We start from the raw sequence: 19,057 nt of genomic DNA on the forward strand, positions 1-19,057 counted from the left end.
TAGTCCAGACAAAGGGAAGCGGGCTTATCAGAGGGTCGTTATCACGCTATCGAGGCGATCCATGGGTACCGGGCGGGAGAGATAATAGCCTTGCGCCGCCGCCGCGGGAGAGTTTTGCACATCACGCCACTCTTCCAGTGTTTCTACACCTTCAACAATCACGCCCTGGCAATAGCGGTTCATCAGCTGTAATAACAGCGTAAACAGATTCCGCCCTTCCGGGGTCTGACGCAGCATAATGAACAGGTCGCGGGCCACTTTGATGTAGTCGTAGCGCACCTCACTCAGGGCGGAGAAGTTCGCCATGCCGGTGCCAAAGTCATCCAGCCACAGCGGGCCGTATTCGCATATCGACGCAAACGAGGAATCCTGCGGCAGGCGGACATGCTCCACCAGCTCAAAGCGCATCCACGGCAGGGTGGCGATCAGCTCCTGCAATTTTGCGTTCTGACGCAGCGCCAGCAGGGTTGGACCATCGACGTTCACCGAGGCGAGGATATCGTGCCGTTCGAAAAAGGACTGCTTCGTCGCCAGCATGCGAAGCTGCTCTTCCAGCACGTCCAGACGCTGGCGAACGGCAACTTCGGCAAAATAGCGATCCGGCGCGATGCGCTGAGTAGGGTTTGAGGGATGCGTAACGACGGTCAAAATTTCAATTGCCATCAGTCGACCATCTGTTCGGTAGATCGGCTGATAGGTGTACGCACGCTCACATTGCAGCCAGTAGCGATGCTCCTGCAAGTTCTCAATACTTGCCTCAGGCGTAGTGCTCAGCCGCTGGATAACCTGCTCTGACTTCATTTCAGATGTCCTGTTGTTGGGATAGCCTTTCTGGACTCGTCACAGGATTATCGGCGCGACAATTGAGAACTTTATGTTCAATTCACCGGGAAAATGAAATTAAGATGACAGAAATGCGCGGGAACACGCGCTGGCTCAAATAAAATAATGGAACGTTGTTTTAATATAGTTGACCGGTTAATTCACTCAGCGCACACTGCTGATAATTCTTCTGTTCAGGTTCACGACTATGTCCAAAAAAATTGCCGTGATTGGCGAATGCATGATTGAGCTGTCACAAAAAGGCGCGGAAGTCAGCCGCGGATTTGGTGGCGATACGTTAAACACGTCCGTTTATATTGCCCGTCAGGTCGCGCCTGAGGCGCTCACCGTGAACTACGTGACCGCCCTGGGTACGGACAGCTTCAGCCAGCAAATGCTGGAGGCCTGGCAGAGTGAACATGTCGAAACGTCGCTGATTCAGCGTATGGAGAACCGCCTCCCAGGGCTTTATTACATCGAAACCGACAGCACCGGCGAACGCACGTTTTATTACTGGCGTAACGAAGCCGCGGCCAAATTCTGGCTGGAGAGCGACGCGGCCGCGGCCATCTGCGAAGAGCTGGCGACCTTTGATTACCTCTATCTGAGCGGGATTAGCCTGGCGATCCTGAGCCCTACCAGCCGTGAAAAGCTGCTCTCGCTGCTGCGCGAATGCCGTGCAAACGGCGGCAAGGTTATTTTCGATAACAACTACCGCCCGCGCCTGTGGGCCAGCCGCGAAGAGACGCAGCAGGTCTATCAGCAGATGCTGCAGTGCACCGACATCGCCTTCCTCACGCTCGACGATGAAGACGCTCTGTGGGGTGAGAAACCGGTAGAGGACGTGATTGCACGCACGCAGGCGGCTGGCGTGAGCGAAGTGGTGATTAAGCGCGGGGCGGATTCGTGCCTGGTCGCGGTGGCGGGCGAAGCGCTGGTTGACGTTCCGGCGGTGAAGCTTGCCAGAGAGAAAGTGATTGATACCACGGCGGCCGGTGATTCATTCAGCGCGGGCTATCTGGCGGTACGTCTGACGGGTGGAACGCCGGAAGCGGCGGCACAGCGTGGTCACCTGACGGCCAGCACGGTGATTCAGTATCGCGGGGCGATTATTCCGCGTGAGGCGATGCCTGTTTAAGGAGGGTGCGGGCTGATGCCCTCCCCCTAACCCTCTCCCACAGGCCTGAGGGTTCCCCACAAAATAATGCCAGCACGGACGACCCCCTCTCCCTTGAGGGAGAGGGCTGGGGTGAGGGGGAACATACGGCTCTGGTGGTCATTCCGTTCACTTTATGTTCCTTGCTACTCTGTAACAACATGACTTGTGAACGTGCCAGGGTGGCTCAGGGCATCGCTGTAAGTCATTCATTTACCTGAAGCAACATTCATCGCTTCAGGTAAAAAATTACTGGTAATTACTCTCCCCACAGGGAGAGTGGACGATGAACACCCCCTCCCTGTGGGAGAGGGAATGTTTAAGCATTACTGCCCTTGCGGAATATCCGTCGCGTCCGGATGTAAATCATCAGCCGTGGCGGCCTGCGCTGGCTGCGGCGCGGTAGCCATAATGGAATCCCAGGTCTTCTGAAGTTCCTTCATGTCATATTCCGGCTCGCCCTTCGGTTGCAGGAGGATCAACGCCATCTCCTGCGACAGCTGCTGACGAAGGTCCTGATTGAGCATCTCGACGGTCAGACCGTTCAGGAAGTCCTGACGCAGTTTCTGGTACTGTTCCGGCGCAATGTCCACCACCTGATTCTGCAGGGAGCGAATACGCTGGCTGATCAGAATGTCGGTATCGGCGCGAGCGTAGGTCGCAAACAGCTTCTGCAGCTCGAGTTTTTTCTGCGCCACGAGAGCGTTGAATTCCTCTTCGGAAAGCCCCTCTTTACGCACTTTTGCCAGCTCTTTTGCGACCACGCCCAGATTGGCATTCAGCTTATCGCCCGGCGACTCAACGTTGATGGCACACTGCGCACGCTGGAACAGCACGCGGCAGTCAAAGCCAAGACCGATATTCTTCACGTTGTTCTTGCTCAGCGTCTGCTGAACGTGCCAGAACAGCGCTTCACGCGCGAGATCGGCACGCCAGTAGCGCAACATCGCTGCGGACTCGCGGATTGGCTGCCAGGCGTTATCCCACATGACGGAGAGGCGATCCTGACGCACGGCGTCCGTCATAATGCTGACAGGCTCTGCACGCAGCGGAGAGAGCGTCGGGACAGGGGCTGGCGTTTCACGCTTGCCTTTCAAATCACCAAACGCTTTGTTGATCTGCTCCACCACCGCGCGGCTGTCCACGTTACCCACCACGATCAGCGTCATCGCATCCGGGGTGTACCACTTCTGGTAGAACGATTTTACCTGTTCGGCGTCCACCGGCTGTTTCAGCGGTTCGGCCGGGTCATGTCCCAGCAGCGTCGAGCCCTTCAGGCGGTAACGCCACCAGCCCTCTTTGGTATCCCCGGGCCAGGTTGCCACCATGTCGCTGTTGCTCAGCGCATAGTTGACGGTGTCCGGCGTAATCGCCAGATTGCCAGAGGCATCGGAGAGATACGTAAGCGCTTCTTTAAGGAGGTCGTTACGGTTATTAGGCAGGCTCAGGTTAAACATGGTGTAGTCATACGAGACCACAGCCGGAGGGAGCGGGCGTTTCGGATCGATGGCCTGCTGCCAAAGCGAACGCACCTGAACCGCTTGCAGGCTGCCGCTCTGCGTGAGCGCCAGCCGGGGAATAAAATGGCTAAAACCGGTTTGCTGAGTGCTTTCCGCGAGGGAACCGGTATTAATGGACAGACGGATTTCTACACGGTCACTGGGACGTTGCGGAGTGGCTAAAACCTGCCACTGAAAACCGTTCGCTAATGTCCCTTGTTGCCAGGCCGGGTCTGGCTGGAGCGCATCTGCCTGCACATAACTGGCTGCTGCCATCATCAGCAAACCGCCGGTTAAGAGTCGAATTTTTGTGCCCTGCATGTGAACCCCTGATCAACATTCCTGGTTAAAAAAGAGTGTTTCGCGACGCGCTTCACTCTTAAAGATGACGATGAAAACACGTCGATTAGACCGCGCGTTCGGCAAAACGTCACGGTCAGAAGTGAAATATACCCAAAAAAAATCTTGTCGAATTATGACAGGTACGAACAGTTATTATGCGCAGGAGCCCGCATCCCGACAAGGGAATACGGGCATTTGTGACAAGATTAAGAGGTTAAGCCAGGATTTTTGCTGTCAGTTGAACGGTTATTCAGAGTATCGTCGAGCTTTTTGTGATCCAGCTCTTTCACCCATTTCGCCACCACCACCGTTGCCACGCCGTTACCCACCAGGTTGGTTAACGCACGCGCCTCTGACATGAAGCGGTCGATACCGAGAATCAACGCCAGACCCGCCACCGGCAGGTGACCCACAGCGGAAATAGTAGCAGCCAGCACGATAAAGCCACTGCCCGTCACGCCTGCCGCGCCTTTAGAGGAGAGCAGGAGCACCACCAGCAGGGTAATCTGATGGAAAATATCCATATGGCTGTTGGTCGCCTGAGCGATAAACACGGCCGCCATCGTCAGGTATATCGAGGTGCCGTCAAGGTTGAAGGAGTAGCCCGTCGGGATCACCAGCCCGACCACCGATTTACGGCACCCCAGCTTTTCCATCTTGTCGAGCATACGCGGCAGCGCCGATTCTGAAGAGGAAGTCCCCAGAACGATCAGCAGCTCTTCGCGTATATAACGGATAAATTTGAAGATGTTGAAACCCGTCGCGCGCGCGATGGAGCCCAGCACCACGACCACGAAAAGGATACAGGTGATATAGAAGCAGATAATCAGCTGACCCAGCTGCACCAGCGTACCGACGCCATATTTACCGATGGTGAAGGCCATCGCACCGAAAGCACCGATCGGCGCCAGGCGCATGATCATATTGATGATGCCGAAGATCACCTGCGAGAAGCTTTCGATCACATTAAAGATAAGCTGGCCTTTGCTGCCCAGACGGTGCAGAGCAAAGCCAAACATCACGGCAAACAGCAGAACCTGCAGGATGTTTCCGCTGGCGAACGCGCCAATGACGCTGCCCGGAATCACGTCCAGCAGGAAGGCCACCACACCCTGATCCTTCGCCTGCTCGGCATATACCGCGACCGCTTTGGCATCCAGCGTTGACGGGTCTACGTTCATCCCCGCGCCCGGCTGCACCACGTTGACGATGATCAGACCGATAATCAGCGCAAGGGTACTGACCACTTCAAAATAGAGAAGCGCCACTGCACCGGTACGGCCGACCGCCTTCATGCTTTCCATGCCAGCGATGCCCGTTACTACCGTACAGAAGATCACCGGCGCGATGACCATTTTGATGAGCTTAACGAACGCGTCGCCAAGCGGTTTCATTTGCGCGCCCAGCTCAGGGTAATAGTGACCCAGCAGAATACCGATGGCGATGGCTGTCAGGACCTGGAAATAAAGACTTTTGAAGAGTGAGGTTTTCATAAGGTGTCCTTGGGAAGAAAAACCACAGGCTTTGTAAGGTTATGGTTAACCTGCGGCTTTAAAATAACACCCACATAACAGGACAGAAATAAACTCAGTTCAAATTTGAAACACAAATGTTAAGAACTTTGAGCTGGCTCGCACAAGCCAGCAACAAAATTACACTTTTGCGTTATTGTCAGCACCAGAAAGGTATCGTTCTTCAAAGACATCCGAAGGAACAGCAGGGGCAAAAAGGAAGCCTTGTCCGCTCTCCACGCCCGCCTCTGCCAGCCAGGCGCGTTGCGCTTCGGTTTCAATTCCCTCGGCAATAAGATGCAAATTGAGGCTGCGCGCCATCTGGATAATCGCCTGCACCATGCTGCTGTCGCCCGGCAGACCGTCGACAAACGCTTTGTCAATTTTGAGCACATCCACCGGAAGGGTTTTCATGTGCTGAAGCTGACGCAGCCCGGCGTATCCCATGCCGAAATCGTCCAGCGCAATGCGAATGCCGGCATTACGCAGCGGTTTCAGGATCGCGACCGCCTGATTAGGGTCGTCGATGCGTCGGCTCTCCGTCACTTCCAGAGTTAACGTATCAGGCTTGATTCGGTAACGATGGATCAGCTCCAGCATCTCTGAAACCATGGTTGGGTGCATCAGCTGTACGGCTGACAAATTGACCGACAGCGGCAGCGTCACGCCGCGCTCCTGCCAGGCGGCAAGCTGACGGCAGGACTCCTCCAGCACCCAGTAGCCGACGGTAACCATCAGGCCACAGGACTCAATGCGCTCAATCAGCCCTTCCGGCAGCTCCCATGAACCATCCGGCTGCTGCACGCGCAGCAGTGCCTCGGCGCTTTTCACTTCTCCCGTCAGCAAATTCACCTGCGGCTGTAGCCAGAGGGCAAACTGGCGGTTATCCAGCGCGGTCAGGATGTCGCTCTCTTCCGTCAGGCGCTGCTGCGCCTTTTCCATCTCTTCCGGCGCGAAGAACTGGATCTGATTTTTCCCTTTGCGCCGGGCGGTGAACGCCGCCGAGAACGCGCGATGATAAAGCTGCTCTGCCGTTAAATCGCCATAGTACATCGCAATACCGATACTGGCGCTTGGACGAAGCTGGATACCCTGAATGGGCAACCGCTCATTAATGACAGTGAGTACTTGCTGACCTAAAGTGATCGCATGCCAGGGCTCTTTTACGCCGTTGGCAATCACCACAAGGTCGTAACCGCTGACCTGGGTCAGCACCATGCGCGGGGCAAGGACAGACTTCACTTTTTCCACCAGGGTCAGCAGCAGCATTTCGCGCTGGCTCTCCCTGAGCACGCCAGCCGTATCCTGCAGGGTTTCACAGGCGATAACCATCAGCGCCGTGGTTTGCTGACGGGCAACGGTCTGCTCCAGCATCGCCATCAGGAAGGCTTTATTGGGAAGCTCCGACACCGGGAAGCGCGTGGCGCTGCTGTTTAACTCATCCTGCTGGCGCTGAATGCGCTGCTGGTTGAGGTTGTAGCTGCGCACCAGCATGCCTATCTCATCGTCATGATGCAGACGCGGCAGCTCAAGCTGATGCCCCATCTGATCCTGCGGCGCAAGCGTATTCAGCTCGCGGGCGATACGGCGCAGCGGATGAACAATCAGCCGGTTAATGCACCAGGTGAGCGCCACGCTGAGAATAAGCGTCATAAGTAAGCAAGTGGTCACTAACGTAACCACCCAGCTCATGACGAATTTATACATGCGGTAGGAATCCGCCTGTAATACCAGGTAGGCCAGCGGCTGCGGATTGGCAGGGCGTTCAAGCGAATAAACGGGCAGCGAAATCTGCACCGGCAGTTCAAACAGGCGCATCACCATCATCGGGACGGGACGCTCCGGGATAAAGCTCATCCGCAGCGCCTGAAACTGATTGGGCAAGACCACATCGGCGCGGCTAACGACGCCGGCAGGCTGAATGCGTTTTAAAATGGTTTCCGCTTCGGGAATATCCCCTTTCAGGATAGCGGCAGAGAGCGGGCCGCGCACCGATCGCGCGATACTTTCTAACTGCGAAGCCGTGTTATAGCGATTCTGCTGTACGGAATGAAACAGCAAAATTACGCAGAAGAGCAGTACAAACAGCATGGTGACGGCAGAAACCATCGCCATCTGTTTGATTGTTAAGGAACGGCTGACACGCAAAATGACTCTCCACAAAACTCGAAGCGCAGGGCGCGCCAGGGTGTAAACCTGGCGCGCCTGAGTATACCCGATTGCCGCGCTATTAAGAGAGACTTACAAATGGATTAAGGATAATCCGATTACCAGTCCGCGTAAGGGATGAGCGGCTGCGGCGGTAAGTCCATATCGCCCTGCCAGCCTGCAGCAGAGTAACGCACATAGATCAGCGCATGGCTTGGGGTATAGTCTTTCGCTTCCTGAATATCCACGCCCATGCCCACAAACCAGTTGGACGTTACGCGGCGTTCGATAATGGCCCGCGCGGTATAACCCGTGCCAGAGGAACTGCTGCCGGTTTCCATCACGCCCCGGTCGGTATAGCGGTCTGGCTCATCGGTCGGGATCAGATTCTGGATCGGGTAGCGCAGTTCGTCTTTGGTTTTCGAGTGAGACCAGGACACCGAGCCGCCCAGCTCCCAGGACCAATTCTCCGTGCGTTTACGCCAGGTCACCGGCAGCGCGAAGGAGACATACTCCTGCGGGCTGTAGTAGCCGCCCTGACCCAGGGTATAACCGCTCAGGTCTTTGTCATAGTGCCAGAGCATATTGGAGACGCCGACCGTCAGGCGCTCGTTGTTTTTATTAATGAGCTTGTAGTAGTAACCCGTCATCCAGCGGACGCGCCAGTTATCTTCCACATTTTTACCCGTCAGCGTTTCCGCGTTCAGGCTTGACCAGACGCCGTTCGCTTCTCCTTTGTCATAGCTCATGCTTACGCCGCCACCGGTGGCACGTACGCCGCCCCAGGTGGTGCCGGTGTTGGTATCTTTTTGTCCGGCGAACGCCAGTAGAGAGCTGGAGATTGGGCGGCGATGGGCGTTAACGGTATAGCCGATGGGGCCCAGATCGCTGCTGTAGCTGATGCCGCCCACCACGTCGACGACGTCAAAGCCCATTGGCGTAGTGCCAATATCCATCGCCCAGGTTTTATTCTGCCAGCCGACGGCGACGCTTGCGCCATTGTCGGACTGATGGGTGTTGCCGCTACACGGCGTTTCGTAACAGGTCCCCCATTTTGGATCGTAGGTCCCGTTATTGTTATCAAATGAACCGGCGTCCATGTTGACCAGATCGCTTCTGAAGAACATGCGCCCGTCAGACAGCGGAGCATCCACCTGCAGCATGGTAGTGTGCGCTTTCAGGTCAGAATAGCCGCCCGTGCCGCTGGAGCCCCAGTAGTCGTGCTGCAGCGTGACGTTAACATCCTGCTGACGGTACAAGTCACCGGCATCGCTGCGCACGCCGCGCTTCAGCCAGTCGTCTTTTTCATCGTTACGCGTCAGACGGGTGAAACTGTCGTTGTCCGCCGGACGCGTCGTGGTGATACCCGTCGACACCATCGCGTCTTTATAGGTTTCCAGCGCCTGCTGAGGCTGACCGTTTTGCGCCTGGAAACGCGCGGCATCACGTAACACCAGCGCGTTTTCCATGGAGCCGGGCTGCGATTTAGCCTGCGGAATGATTTTGTTGAAGGTCTGTTCTGCGGCAGCGGAATCGCCCAGACCTGCCTGCGCCATCGCGATCCGGCGCTGCATGTTGAGCGACAGCGGCTGGCCGTTTTGCGCGGCGGGCAGTTTCGCCAACTCTGCGCGCGCGGCATCTTTGTCGCCCTGCGCGCTGTAAATCTCGGTCAGGCCGAGGATCGCGTCTTCGTTCTGCGGTTCACGCTGCAGAACGGCGTTATACGTCGTTTTCGCCGACGCCAGATCGCCACGCTGCTGCGCCCAGTCCGCCAGCGTCAGGTCGATGCGGGTGGAGGTCGGCTGCTGACGCAGAAGGTTTTCCGCCTCCTGCTCTTTTCCGCTGTCGCGCAGACGGTTGGCGGTTTCCAGCACCTGATTGCTTTGCAGGCGGTCGGCAAGCTCCTGAATATTGCCGTTCCACTGGCTGCGCGGCAGCGTGTCCAGATGCGCCAGCGCGGCGCGGTCCTGATCGTTGCCGGAAAGATAGAGCCCGCTGGCGTACACCTGATCCGGATCGGTCGGTTTCTGGCTGGCAAGCTGACGCATAAGGGTATCCGCCTGGCTGCGCTGACCCGCGCTGTAGAGATCGCGCGAGAGACGATAGGTTATCCAAACGTCGCCGGGAGAGAGCGCCAGACGACGGCGCTGAATCTCTGCCGCCTGGGCGTATTTTCCCTGATTTTCTAGCTGTTCTGCCTGAGCGGAGAGCTGCTCGTTGGTCAGGCTACGTTCAATATCATCAATGCTTCGGCGCTGGCTGGCGGAGAGAGACTGGATAAACTGCGAGGCCTTCTCCGGGGACTGCGCGCGGTAAATATTAGCCAGGCCGCGGACCGCATTGCTGTTGCCGCTGTCCATACGCAGCGCCTGGCGATAGTAACGTTCCGCCGCGTCATTATCTTTACGCGCCGCGGCGGCATCGCCCAACCCCAGCACGGCATAACTGTCGGTATTGTCGATACCGCGTGCCTGCTGATAGTAACGCTCCGCCTGCGCAGGGTTATTCGCCTTCAGGGCCGCATCGCCCTGCTGGATCAGCAGCCAGTAGCGGTTGACCTTCAGCAGACTGTCCCATTTACCCCGGTTATCGCTCTGGGGATCGAGGGCAATCGCCTTTTCAAACTGCGCCACCGCGCGGGCGCGGTCGCCTTTCTGGGAATAGGCCTGGCCAAGGGCACCCACCGCTTCACTGTCGGCATGGTTGGCGCTGACGGCTTTTTGCAGCTCAGCCACCGCCTTACTTCCCTGCCCGGCATCCACCGCCGCCAGCCCTTCCGCTTTCGCGCGGAACGCCGGGTCAGCGAGCTGTTTTTGCTGTTCTTCGAGCTGGGCACGCGCCGCCGCGACGCTATCGCCGTCACTGAATACGCTCAGGTATTTTTGCAGCGCGCTGACGCTGGCGCTGCTGGCAGGCTGGCCTTTGATTTGGTCATACCACATATCAGACGCCTGGCTGCGCCCGTTGGTCGATTTAGCCATCTCCTGCAATACCGCAAAGCCTTCATCACGGCGTCCGCTCTGGAACAAAAGCTGGGACAGCGTCGCCTGCAGCTGTGTATTTCCAGGGCTGCTGGTGTTGATTTTCTTGAGCTGGTTAATGGCCGCATTCCGGCGAGCGGGGTCTTTCGCCACGACGTTCCAGTATTCCGTCGCCACGTCGCCGCCCGGCGGGTTGCCGTCAAACAGCTTGTCATAGGCTGCAATCGCCTCCTGCGTGTGTCCCGTGGTGGCGAGCAAACGCGCCTGCTGGAGCTGCTGGCGGCCATCCGGCGTGGACAGCAGCATCGTGTTGCGTGATGACTGGTATGCACTCGAGCCCGGCGCGATCCCTTTCAGACGATCCAGCTCTTTTTGCGCACCGGCGTTATCGCCCTGGCGCAGCAGGTAGCGAAAGCGTGCGGCAATGACGTCAGGGTTGTTCGGGTCAATCAGCTCAAGACGGTAAAGCGACTGACGAACCAAATCCTCACGCTGTGTCGATTCGCCCAGCCGAACCTGTTCCAGCAGCTGTTTCTGCTGCGGAGAGTTGGCGGCCTCAGCCATCGGCATCAGTGCCAGGCCAAGCGATAAAGTGAGTAGATTTACTGTGAACTTGCGCATTCCTGGCCCCAATCCGGTATTAATTCACCTTTTGCGGTGAAGCGAAAACGATGCTGATCCCATCCTTGCCCAAAGAGAGTCAGCACGTAGCTGTAATAGGCATTGTTATCGGGAAAATGGTCCGCAACGCGCTGGCGCTGAACCGCCTGGGCATCACGTTGTTGTAAAAACGGCAGCATGGCGGCAGAGAACCCGACCGGGCCATTCCCGGTGCGTTTACCCGTCGCCACATCCACTTTCTCCGGCGGCACACCCCGTTTCATTGTCTTTGCCGCCATCGGCTGGAAGCGCGTCAGCAGCCGGGCTTTCTGAGGATCTTTATCACTCATCATTCCCACCCAGAGATAAACGCGGATGGCGTCGTAGCCGCCCACCAGCGATTTATCCTGCTGTAACCGCCAGCCTTTGTTTTTCAGATACTGAACCCAGTCCGGCGAAAACCCTTTCGGCGCGCTCTCCAGCAGCAGACGCTGATTGGTTTCACGAAGCTGGGTCCACGGGGGACCAAAGCGCGTGAAATAACTCGCTAACTGCGGAGGAAGATAGCTGGGGTTAAAACGCCAGACGTTTTCATCGGCAAAACCGACTTTACCGGGAAGCAGCATTGCGCCGAGCCCCGGCACTTTCACCACTTCCTCACTGATAATGCGTTTCAGCAGCGCCTTACCCGTGCGGGTATAGTCCGGATGTTTCCACAACCGGCCCGCTTCGAGCAGAGACCAGGCGATCCAGACATCGGCGTCAGAGGCGGAGTTGGTATCAATCACCGCCCACGTCTCTTTATCTTTCTGGCCCCATAGCCAGGCGGGCAGATGGTCGTTGAGATTGCCGCTGGCAAGATTATCGCGCGTCCAGGTCAGCAGCTGGTCAAACGCGCTGCGATCGTTCGCCGCAAGGGCAAAGAACAAGGCGTAGCTTTGCCCTTCAGATGTCGTAATTTTGCGCGTGTCGCTGGGATCAACGACACGCCCGCCCTCACTGATGTAATCCTTTTTAAACTGCTCCCAGGCAGGCCAGGTACAGGCGGCGCGAAGAGGAAGCGCCGCCAGCATCAACGCTGCTAATGCACACCAGCGAAAGGCTTTCATCACATCTTACTCATCCGGGTTCAGGCGACGACGGCTGATGATACGCAGCAGACGCCACAGCACCCATGCCAGCAAGACCACGCTGACCGCCGCCAGGATGGCGAGCAGAACCGGATGGTTAGCCAGCGCATACCACAGGCGTTCGAACCACGGCAGATGGCCCACGTAGTACACGTCGCCCACGCGCAGGCTATTGACGCCGGACTCACGGATCACCGACACGGATCCAAACATCGCGGCACGTTTACCGCTGTCGTTCATGGCCGTATTGAGCAGTTCATACCCGCGCGGGCTGTCCGCCAGGAGAGCCACCACGCTACGCTGTTCGTTGTAAGGTGACTGGAAGCCCACCACCGCGGCCATTGCCCCCTGAGACGTTACCGTCGTCTGCGTGCTGGCCTGACGGTCGTTCATATCCGGCATAATGCTCGGGAACTCGGTCTGACGCAGCGGCGTGTTAACCCAGGACTGGGCCGCTTTCACCAGCAGATCGATACGTTTGTCATCCTTCAGCTTATCCGGAATGGTACCGATCACCATGATGTCAGCATCTTTGTTCTGGATCTGGCTGCCATCGTCCGTCAACGTGACGTTAATCGCCGGTAATCCCGTCTGTCCCCCAACGGTCGCCATGGTATCCAGCAGGGTCGTGACCTGCCCTTCGCTTGGCGCTTTTGGCATCACAACGATGGACTCAGAGAGATCGGCCATGCGGCTGAACGGGAAACCTGCGTTAGCAAAGGCGCGCAGATCCGGCATCGCCAGGAAGTGATAGTACTTCGAGAAGTCGATGGTCGACTCATCGCCAATCACGACGTGGTTCTGTACGGGCTGGAAGGTGATGCAGTTTTCCGCCGAACCGCCAGGCGTCGGGTTCATGTACTGGAAGTCAAAGCGCAGCTGGTTTATCGCGCCCAGCTTCAGTGCCGGAATGGAGACATCCGTTTTACCGTCCAGCAGCCCCTGCAACACCGGCAGGCGAAGCATCAGGCGGTTAGTATCCTGCGTGCTTTGCAGGCTGAACGATTGCAGGAACTGGTTATTCAGGCTGATATCCATGCGCGAGCTGTCTTTGGTCGCTGGCGCGGTATAACGGTAGTTCAGATTGATATCAATGCCGTTGGTACGCAGCAGATACAGATCCGGCGGCAGATTCAGTGACAGGCTAATCGGCGCTGGCTCAAGCCCCGTCGCCTGCAGCTGTTCTTCATAGGTTTTCAGTTCGCCAAATGTCACCGCACGGTCGGTACGCACCCAGTTTGGCGCATCATAAGGTTTACGCGCCAGCAGCGGTTTGACCTCATCCACTACAACGCTGTTGCCACGGAAAAGGACGTTGCCCTGGGCAATCGCTTTTGCTGCCTGCACCAGATCTTTATCATCACGGCCAAACACCACCAGCAGCTTCACGTACGGGTTTTCCGGGTGGCTTATCATCTCAACGGTCGGCGCTTTGACGTCCGGATGATCGCGCAGGAAGGCCGGGCGTTTCGCGTTGGTCGCAAACACAATGGCATTTCTGTCCGGCAGTTTGTCATACATCGCCGGGAAGCTCTGTCCACGCCAGCCAGCACGTGAACCAAACCAGGACGCCACAATGGTGGCCGCCAGCTGCTCGGTCACGTCCGGGGATGATGCAAACACCATCGGCAGCGTGAGCGGACGGTTATCACGCGGATCGAAGAACGGAACCGGGAATGCCGAGAGATCGTTTTTCAGCGCCAGCGACTGGTAGGTCATCTGCAGCGAGGAGTTACGCCCGACGTCCATCCACAGCGTGTTGCTGGCCGGGTTTTCGCAGACATCGCGATAGTGGCCGACAAATTCCAGACGGATACGGTTAAAGTCGGTGATGAACAGCGGGTTTATCGGCACCTGCGCCTGGGTTTTCTTGCCCAGCTGCTCTTTGGTGACCGGCAGTACGTCCATCAGCTCATCATTCAGGTAGACCTTCAGCTGAGACTGCGTCGGCAGCAGAGACGGCGACGGCGTGTATTCCAGGTTCAGCACCGCATTAGAAACGACCTCATCGCTACGCATGCCAAACTCAATGCCGCCGTTAGGGTTGATGCCGCGCAGCACCATACTGCCCGGAGGCGGTGCAATTTGCGCGAAGGTCAGCTTCACGTCCCGCGACGGCGCATTGTCCGCAACGACAGGCGCATTCGCCCCCCGGACGCCCGGCATCACCTGCCCGATGACCTGGCCGTCTGCCGGCAGGGTGTTCCCCTCCGTTGGCTGGTTCGGCATGATATTTTCTGTTTGACCAGGTGCCGCGGTGACAACCGGATCGGTTGCTTGCGCGACGACAGGTACCGTTGGCGCAGGGGTTGCCGCTGCGTTACCAGGAGCTGCGTTAGCCATTGTTGCGGGGAGGACATTCATCCCCATTGCCACTGCACATAACCAGGAAAGTTTTGTTTTCATCGCGTTATCATCATTGTTGAGCCATAACCGGGTCCGCCTGCTTCGCCTCATCCCGCTCAGGACGACGAGGAATGAACGACACGACCCAGGAAACCAGCGAAGTAAGTGACCGGAAAATTAATTTCACCGACGACGGGGCGAATTCTGCAAGGTGACGATAGCCACGGAACCCCAGCTTCAGAATATCCAGCAGGCTTTCCAGAGGTTTATCTTCCGGGAAGCTGTCCTGCCAGAGAGCCCACGTATCCGCGCGGGCAAACGTACACTGCACAAAATCGATATGTTGCTTTTTGGTCAACGGCATCAGCTGCAAACCGACTTCATTGCCCGCCACGCGCACAACCTGCGTCGGGAAGACATACTCCTGCTGACCGCGCTTAAGCAGCAGGTTAACTTTCTGGCCTTCCAGCACCTTCGCCTGGCCGTTGATTTTGATTCCCAGGCCACCGTCAGAGAAGTCGTGCACGGTACAGGAGAAGAGATGGCCATCTTCACGGGCGATCGCCGCAGGCATGCAGATTTCAACGCGATGCGCACGACGAACCTGCTTGCTCTCCACCGACACCGCCACCGCGCCGCCGAGGATAATCAGGTTGTAGAAGACCCAGGCCATACTCACAAAGACGGTCAGGATTTCGTTTTCCGGGCCGTAGAAGTAACGCCAGATACCGGCGATGACGCCAACGATATTCAGCAATACCAGGAAGATATACGGACGGGAGATCACCCAGTCGACGTACTCCTCTTCCACCAGACCGCCCTTGGCGGTGACGTTAAATTTCCCTTTGTGCGGGTTAATCAGCGCCACCATCGTCGGCGGCGCGATATACCAGGCCAGCACCGTTTCGTAGATTTCACTCCAGAAGGAATGGCGGTATTTACCCTGTATCTTCGAGTTCGTCAGGCTCGCGTGGATCATGTGCGGCAGAACAAACAGCGCAATCATCAGCGCCGGGGCGTAAATGATATAAGCGTGAAGGAGCAGGAACGCCAGCGGCGCGGTCAGGAAGATCAGCCGCGGGATACCGGATAAGAAGTGGAACATGGCGTTGACGTAGCAGAGACGTTGCGCCAGCTTGAGCCCTTTACCAATCAGTGGGTTATCGAGACGGAAAATCTGCACCATGCCGCGCGCCCAGCGAATACGCTGACCAATGTGCGCCGACAGTGACTCCGTTGCCAGACCGGCAGCCTGCGGAATACGCATATACGCAGAGGTATAGCCACGACGGTGCAGGCGCAGAGAGGTGTGCGCATCTTCAGTGACCGTTTAGACGGCGATACCGCCAATTTCATCCAGCGGCTTACGGCGGATAACCGCACAGGAGCCGCAGAAGAAGGTGGCATCCCACATGTCGTTTCCGTCCTGCACCAGGCCATAAAACAGGGTGCCTTCGTTCGGGGTTTTGCGGAAGCGGCCAAGGTTACGTTCAAACGGATCCGGCGAGAAGAAGTGGTGCGGCGTCTGCATCATCGCCAGCTCTTTCTCCTTCAGGAACCAGCCCATGGTCATCTGCAGGAACGAGCGCGTCGGCACGTGGTCACAGTCAAAGATCGAGACAAACTCCCCTGTGGCATACTTCAACGCGTTGTTGATGTTCCCGGCTTTCGCATGTTCGTGAGTCGGACGAGCGATGTACTCGACGCCGACCTCCTCTGCGAACTGGCGGAACGCCGGACGGTTGCCGTCATCCAGGATCCAGACCTTGAGCTTGTCTTTCGGCCAGTCGATGCCCAGCGCAGCATAAATGGTGTTTTTCACCACGCTCAGATCTTCGTTGTAGGTCGGTACAAAGAGATCAACAGACGGCCACTGCGCGGTGTCTTTTGGCAGCGGAACCGGCTGGCGGTTGAGCGGCCAAATAACCTGGAAATAGCCCAACACCAGTACGATCTAGGCGTAGGTTTCGGCAAACAGCAGCACCAGGCCGCACACCAGGCTGACCGGGTCGTCCCAGTTCAGGGTTGAGGTATAACGCCACCAGATGTAGCGACAGGAGACGGTCAACGACAACACAATCAGCATCAGCGCCGAGAAGCGGCCCGGAATACGGCGGACCAGCAGCGCCACGCCCCACAGCAGGATCAGGAAGGTGAACTGCGCCAGAGGATTGAAAGGCTGCGTAATACAGACCAGCGCCAGAATGAGCGAGAACACGACGATCACGCCGAGGATAAAACGCCGCAGGCCCGGGTGAAGATGCCCGAGCTCTTTATGGTTATCCAGATGGCTGGTCTTATCGCTTACGCTGTTGGGCAGTCTGTCCAGCCACTGGTGGTAGCGCTCACGTAACTGCTGAACCCGGGAGAAGCTGCGCCAGTGCGGCGTTATTTTCTCTGAGCGGGATGTCGTGACCACCAGCCAGATGGCCTGAATGAGATAGCGCGCCGGATCCAAAGGACGCGGCCGGTTGGGATTAATATGCGGATATAGCTCACTGTGCCGGGCACGTATGCGCTGCCAGCGCGGGTGTTCGAGTGGAATAAACATCCAGGCCAGAATCATCCAGAAGCAGCCGAGCGCGGCGCTAAATGCCGAAGCACCGTGCCGGCGGAAATGCCGGTAATGTTCGCTCAAACGCGAACTGACCGGTGGGATGAGTAACCAGCTGGCGAGACGACTCATACAGAACTCCCTGCATGCTCCGCCCTGTTGGCGAAGTTCAGCAGACACCAGTTAGCCAGCGTCAGGATCTCTTCTGCCGCCAGTGAATCGCTGCGGTATTCGCCGAGCGGTTGCTTAGACGCTAGGCATTCCGCCATCCCCTCATCACGATGGATGACAATGGGAAGCAGACGGCGCTGGCTTTGCAGCCAGACCTGATACAGATCGTCCTGGATCTGGCTGCCAATGCGCAAATCGTTAATCAGAAGGTGAGCGTTCTGAGGCAGCCCCTGCTGATGCAGGCGGATATGGCAGTTCGCATCGACGTTGACGATGGAAAGTATATGATCGCACTGGGCGATAAGCTGTCGAGTGAGCGTGCCGGCGCCGTGCGGCAGATCCAGCAGGATCCACTTGTAGTGCCCCTTTTCTTTCAGGGTTTGCAGCGCCAGCGTGAACTGCGAAAACAGGCGCTGATACGCGGCTTCATTCTCGCGTTCCGTGGTGGTCAGTTGCCCAAACGGCAGCAGATCAAGCTGGGAGGTATAGCGCATCCCTGCATCCTGCCAGTCTTTATCATCAAGCAGCGCGCGGGCCCAGCCCTCTTCACGAGAAAAGTCGACGTTAAACGACATACGCAACAAATTATCGGCGCAGGCGTCAATAACCAGCACCGATTCACCTAAAAGCTGTAATGACCACGCCAGCGCCGCGGTAACTGATGTGGTACCCACACCGCCACGGACACCCTGTAATCCGAGTATGGCCATCAATGGCTCCCTTATTGTTGATGGGCGAATTCAGCTAATAACGGCCAGCGTTTAATAGCCGCGGCCAACTGTTCCCGCTGGGAAATATCGGTGTAATCTATTTCAGGTAAAGAAAAGGCCTGCGTCAGCGCCAGAAAATCGTTTTGGAATGTGTAACCCAGAGTCGAGTCGACTGGGGTTCCAGGTTCGTTATTATCCATTCTTTTTCCATCCCTTTAAGGAAAATCGCACGCTAAAGAAGTTGCGGGGCTTCCTGCCCTGACAAATTTCATTTACATGCTAAATCTGATGTTCTTTAATTTCAATGTTAGGTTTATTTCTACGCTTTCGCGGTGATGCTGCCAACTTACTGATTTAGTGTATGATGGTGTTTTTGAGGTGCTCCAGTGGCTTCTGTTTCTATCAGCTGTCCCTCCTGTTCAGCTACTGACGGGGTGGTGCGTAACGGCAAAAGCACTGCCGGACATCAGCGCTATCTCTGCTCTCACTGCCGTAAAACATGGCAACTGCAGTTCACTTACACCGCTTCTCAACCCGGTACGCACCAGAAAATCATTGATATGGCCATGAATGGCGTTGGATGCCGGGCAACCGCCCGCATTATGGGCGTTGGCCTCAACACGATTTTCCGCCATTTAAAAAACTCAGGCCGCAGTTGGTAACCTCGCGCATACAGCCGGGCAGTGACGTCATCGTCTGCGCGGAAATGGACGAACAGTGGGGATACGTCGGGGCTAAATCGCGCCAGCGCTGGCTGTTTTACGCGTATGACAGGCTCCGGAAGACGGTTGTTGCGCACGTATTCGGTGAACGCACTATGGCGACGCTGGGGCGTCTTATGAGCCTGCTGTCACCCTTTGACGTGGTGATATGGATGACGGATGGCTGGCCGCTGTATGAATCCCGCCTGAAGGGAAAGCTGCACGTAATCAGCAAGCGATATACGCAGCGAATTGAGCGGCATAACCTGAATCTGAGGCAGCACCTGGCACGGCTGGGACGGAAGTCGCTGTCGTTCTCAAAATCGGTGGAGCTGCATGACAAAGTCATCGGGCATTATCTGAACATAAAACACTATCAATAAGTT

The 19,057-nt window shown here is 56.9% G+C and carries 11 protein-coding genes and 1 pseudogene; 2 read left to right on the top strand and 10 right to left on the bottom strand.

Translation table 11 applies throughout. The features are described 5' to 3' along the window. Nucleotides 1–27 precede the first annotated feature (27 nt). Nucleotides 28–801 (bottom strand): cyclic-guanylate-specific phosphodiesterase, encoded by a 774-nt coding sequence (gene pdeH, locus LBF07_RS10265; RefSeq protein WP_039263033.1) that lies wholly within the window; start codon nucleotides 799–801, stop codon nucleotides 28–30. Between the two features lie 229 nt (nucleotides 802–1,030). Here pdeH and LBF07_RS10270 point away from each other — a divergent pair, with 229 nt between their 5' ends. After that, nucleotides 1,031–1,960, top strand: coding sequence for a sugar kinase (locus tag LBF07_RS10270; protein WP_094934857.1), 930 nt, complete (start codon nucleotides 1,031–1,033; stop codon nucleotides 1,958–1,960). 344 nt (nucleotides 1,961–2,304) lie between these two features. Here LBF07_RS10270 and LBF07_RS10275 read toward each other — a convergent pair whose 3' ends face one another. The 9 genes and pseudogenes from LBF07_RS10275 to bcsR form a co-directional block, all read right to left on the bottom strand. Next, the gene (locus LBF07_RS10275) at nucleotides 2,305–3,798 is read right to left on the bottom strand and encodes a pitrilysin family protein (protein ID WP_033146870.1); all 1,494 of its coding nucleotides are present in this window, start codon (nucleotides 3,796–3,798) and stop codon (nucleotides 2,305–2,307) included. Nucleotides 3,799–4,025: 227 nt separating this feature from the next. Further along, entirely contained in the window at nucleotides 4,026–5,312 is a 1,287-nt protein-coding gene (locus tag LBF07_RS10280) for a dicarboxylate/amino acid:cation symporter (RefSeq protein ID WP_023309587.1), read from the bottom strand. Between the two features lie 159 nt (nucleotides 5,313–5,471). Continuing rightward, the gene (gene hmsP / locus LBF07_RS10285) at nucleotides 5,472–7,478 is read right to left on the bottom strand and encodes a biofilm formation regulator HmsP (protein ID WP_033146871.1); all 2,007 of its coding nucleotides are present in this window, start codon (nucleotides 7,476–7,478) and stop codon (nucleotides 5,472–5,474) included. A 119-nt stretch (nucleotides 7,479–7,597) separates the two neighbouring features. Then, nucleotides 7,598–11,080: a cellulose synthase complex outer membrane protein BcsC gene (gene bcsC, locus LBF07_RS10290; protein WP_094934856.1), complete on the bottom strand. Its 3,483-nt coding sequence runs from the start codon at nucleotides 11,078–11,080 to the stop codon at nucleotides 7,598–7,600. Beyond that, complete coding sequence (bcsZ, locus tag LBF07_RS10295; RefSeq protein WP_094934855.1) at nucleotides 11,062–12,168, bottom strand: cellulose synthase complex periplasmic endoglucanase BcsZ; 1,107 nt, start codon at nucleotides 12,166–12,168, stop codon at nucleotides 11,062–11,064. Before bcsZ ends, bcsC begins: the two co-directional genes overlap by 19 nt. A gap of 6 nt (nucleotides 12,169–12,174) precedes the next feature. Further along, nucleotides 12,175–14,595 (bottom strand): cellulose biosynthesis cyclic di-GMP-binding regulatory protein BcsB, encoded by a 2,421-nt coding sequence (gene bcsB / locus LBF07_RS10300; RefSeq protein ID WP_094934854.1) that lies wholly within the window; start codon nucleotides 14,593–14,595, stop codon nucleotides 12,175–12,177. Nucleotides 14,596–14,605: 10 nt separating this feature from the next. Then, nucleotides 14,606–17,221: pseudogene (bcsA, locus tag LBF07_RS10305) on the bottom strand (UDP-forming cellulose synthase catalytic subunit). Then, complete coding sequence (gene bcsQ, locus LBF07_RS10310) at nucleotides 17,218–17,970, bottom strand: cellulose biosynthesis protein BcsQ (protein WP_023333774.1); 753 nt, start codon at nucleotides 17,968–17,970, stop codon at nucleotides 17,218–17,220. Before bcsQ ends, bcsA begins: the two are co-directional and overlap by 4 nt. Before the next feature lie 11 nt (nucleotides 17,971–17,981). Further along, nucleotides 17,982–18,170: a cellulose biosynthesis protein BcsR gene (gene bcsR / locus LBF07_RS10315; RefSeq protein WP_008503237.1), complete on the bottom strand. Its 189-nt coding sequence runs from the start codon at nucleotides 18,168–18,170 to the stop codon at nucleotides 17,982–17,984. 186 nt (nucleotides 18,171–18,356) lie between these two features. Here bcsR and LBF07_RS10320 point away from each other — a divergent pair. Further along, nucleotides 18,357–19,054 (top strand): IS1-like element IS1B family transposase gene (locus tag LBF07_RS10320; RefSeq protein WP_103178130.1). Its coding sequence is split into 2 segments (ribosomal slippage): nucleotides 18,357–18,606 and nucleotides 18,606–19,054, totalling 699 coding nucleotides; the frame shifts between segments, so codons are not numbered across the junction. Nucleotides 19,055–19,057: the final 3 nt, after the last annotated feature.

It is taken from the genome of Enterobacter cloacae complex sp. ECL352 (genome assembly GCF_020149545.1).
Lineage (GTDB): Bacteria > Pseudomonadota > Gammaproteobacteria > Enterobacterales > Enterobacteriaceae > Enterobacter > Enterobacter asburiae_B.

What these genes read in the sequence shown, in the direction of transcription:
- pdeH (WP_039263033.1), bottom strand. Translation starts at nt 801, where the DNA reads ATGAAGTCAGAGCAGGTTATCCAGCGGCTGAGCACTACGCCTGAGGCA.
- LBF07_RS10270 (WP_094934857.1), top strand. Translation starts at nt 1,031, where the DNA reads ATGTCCAAAAAAATTGCCGTGATTGGCGAATGCATGATTGAGCTGTCA.
- LBF07_RS10275 (WP_033146870.1), bottom strand. Translation starts at nt 3,798, where the DNA reads ATGCAGGGCACAAAAATTCGACTCTTAACCGGCGGTTTGCTGATGATG.
- LBF07_RS10280 (WP_023309587.1), bottom strand. Translation starts at nt 5,312, where the DNA reads ATGAAAACCTCACTCTTCAAAAGTCTTTATTTCCAGGTCCTGACAGCC.
- bcsC (WP_094934856.1), bottom strand. Translation starts at nt 11,080, where the DNA reads ATGCGCAAGTTCACAGTAAATCTACTCACTTTATCGCTTGGCCTGGCA.
- bcsZ (WP_094934855.1), bottom strand. Translation starts at nt 12,168, where the DNA reads ATGAAAGCCTTTCGCTGGTGTGCATTAGCAGCGTTGATGCTGGCGGCG.
- bcsB (WP_094934854.1), bottom strand. Translation starts at nt 14,595, where the DNA reads ATGAAAACAAAACTTTCCTGGTTATGTGCAGTGGCAATGGGGATGAAT.
- bcsQ (WP_023333774.1), bottom strand. Translation starts at nt 17,970, where the DNA reads ATGGCCATACTCGGATTACAGGGTGTCCGTGGCGGTGTGGGTACCACA.
- bcsR (WP_008503237.1), bottom strand. Translation starts at nt 18,170, where the DNA reads ATGGATAATAACGAACCTGGAACCCCAGTCGACTCGACTCTGGGTTAC.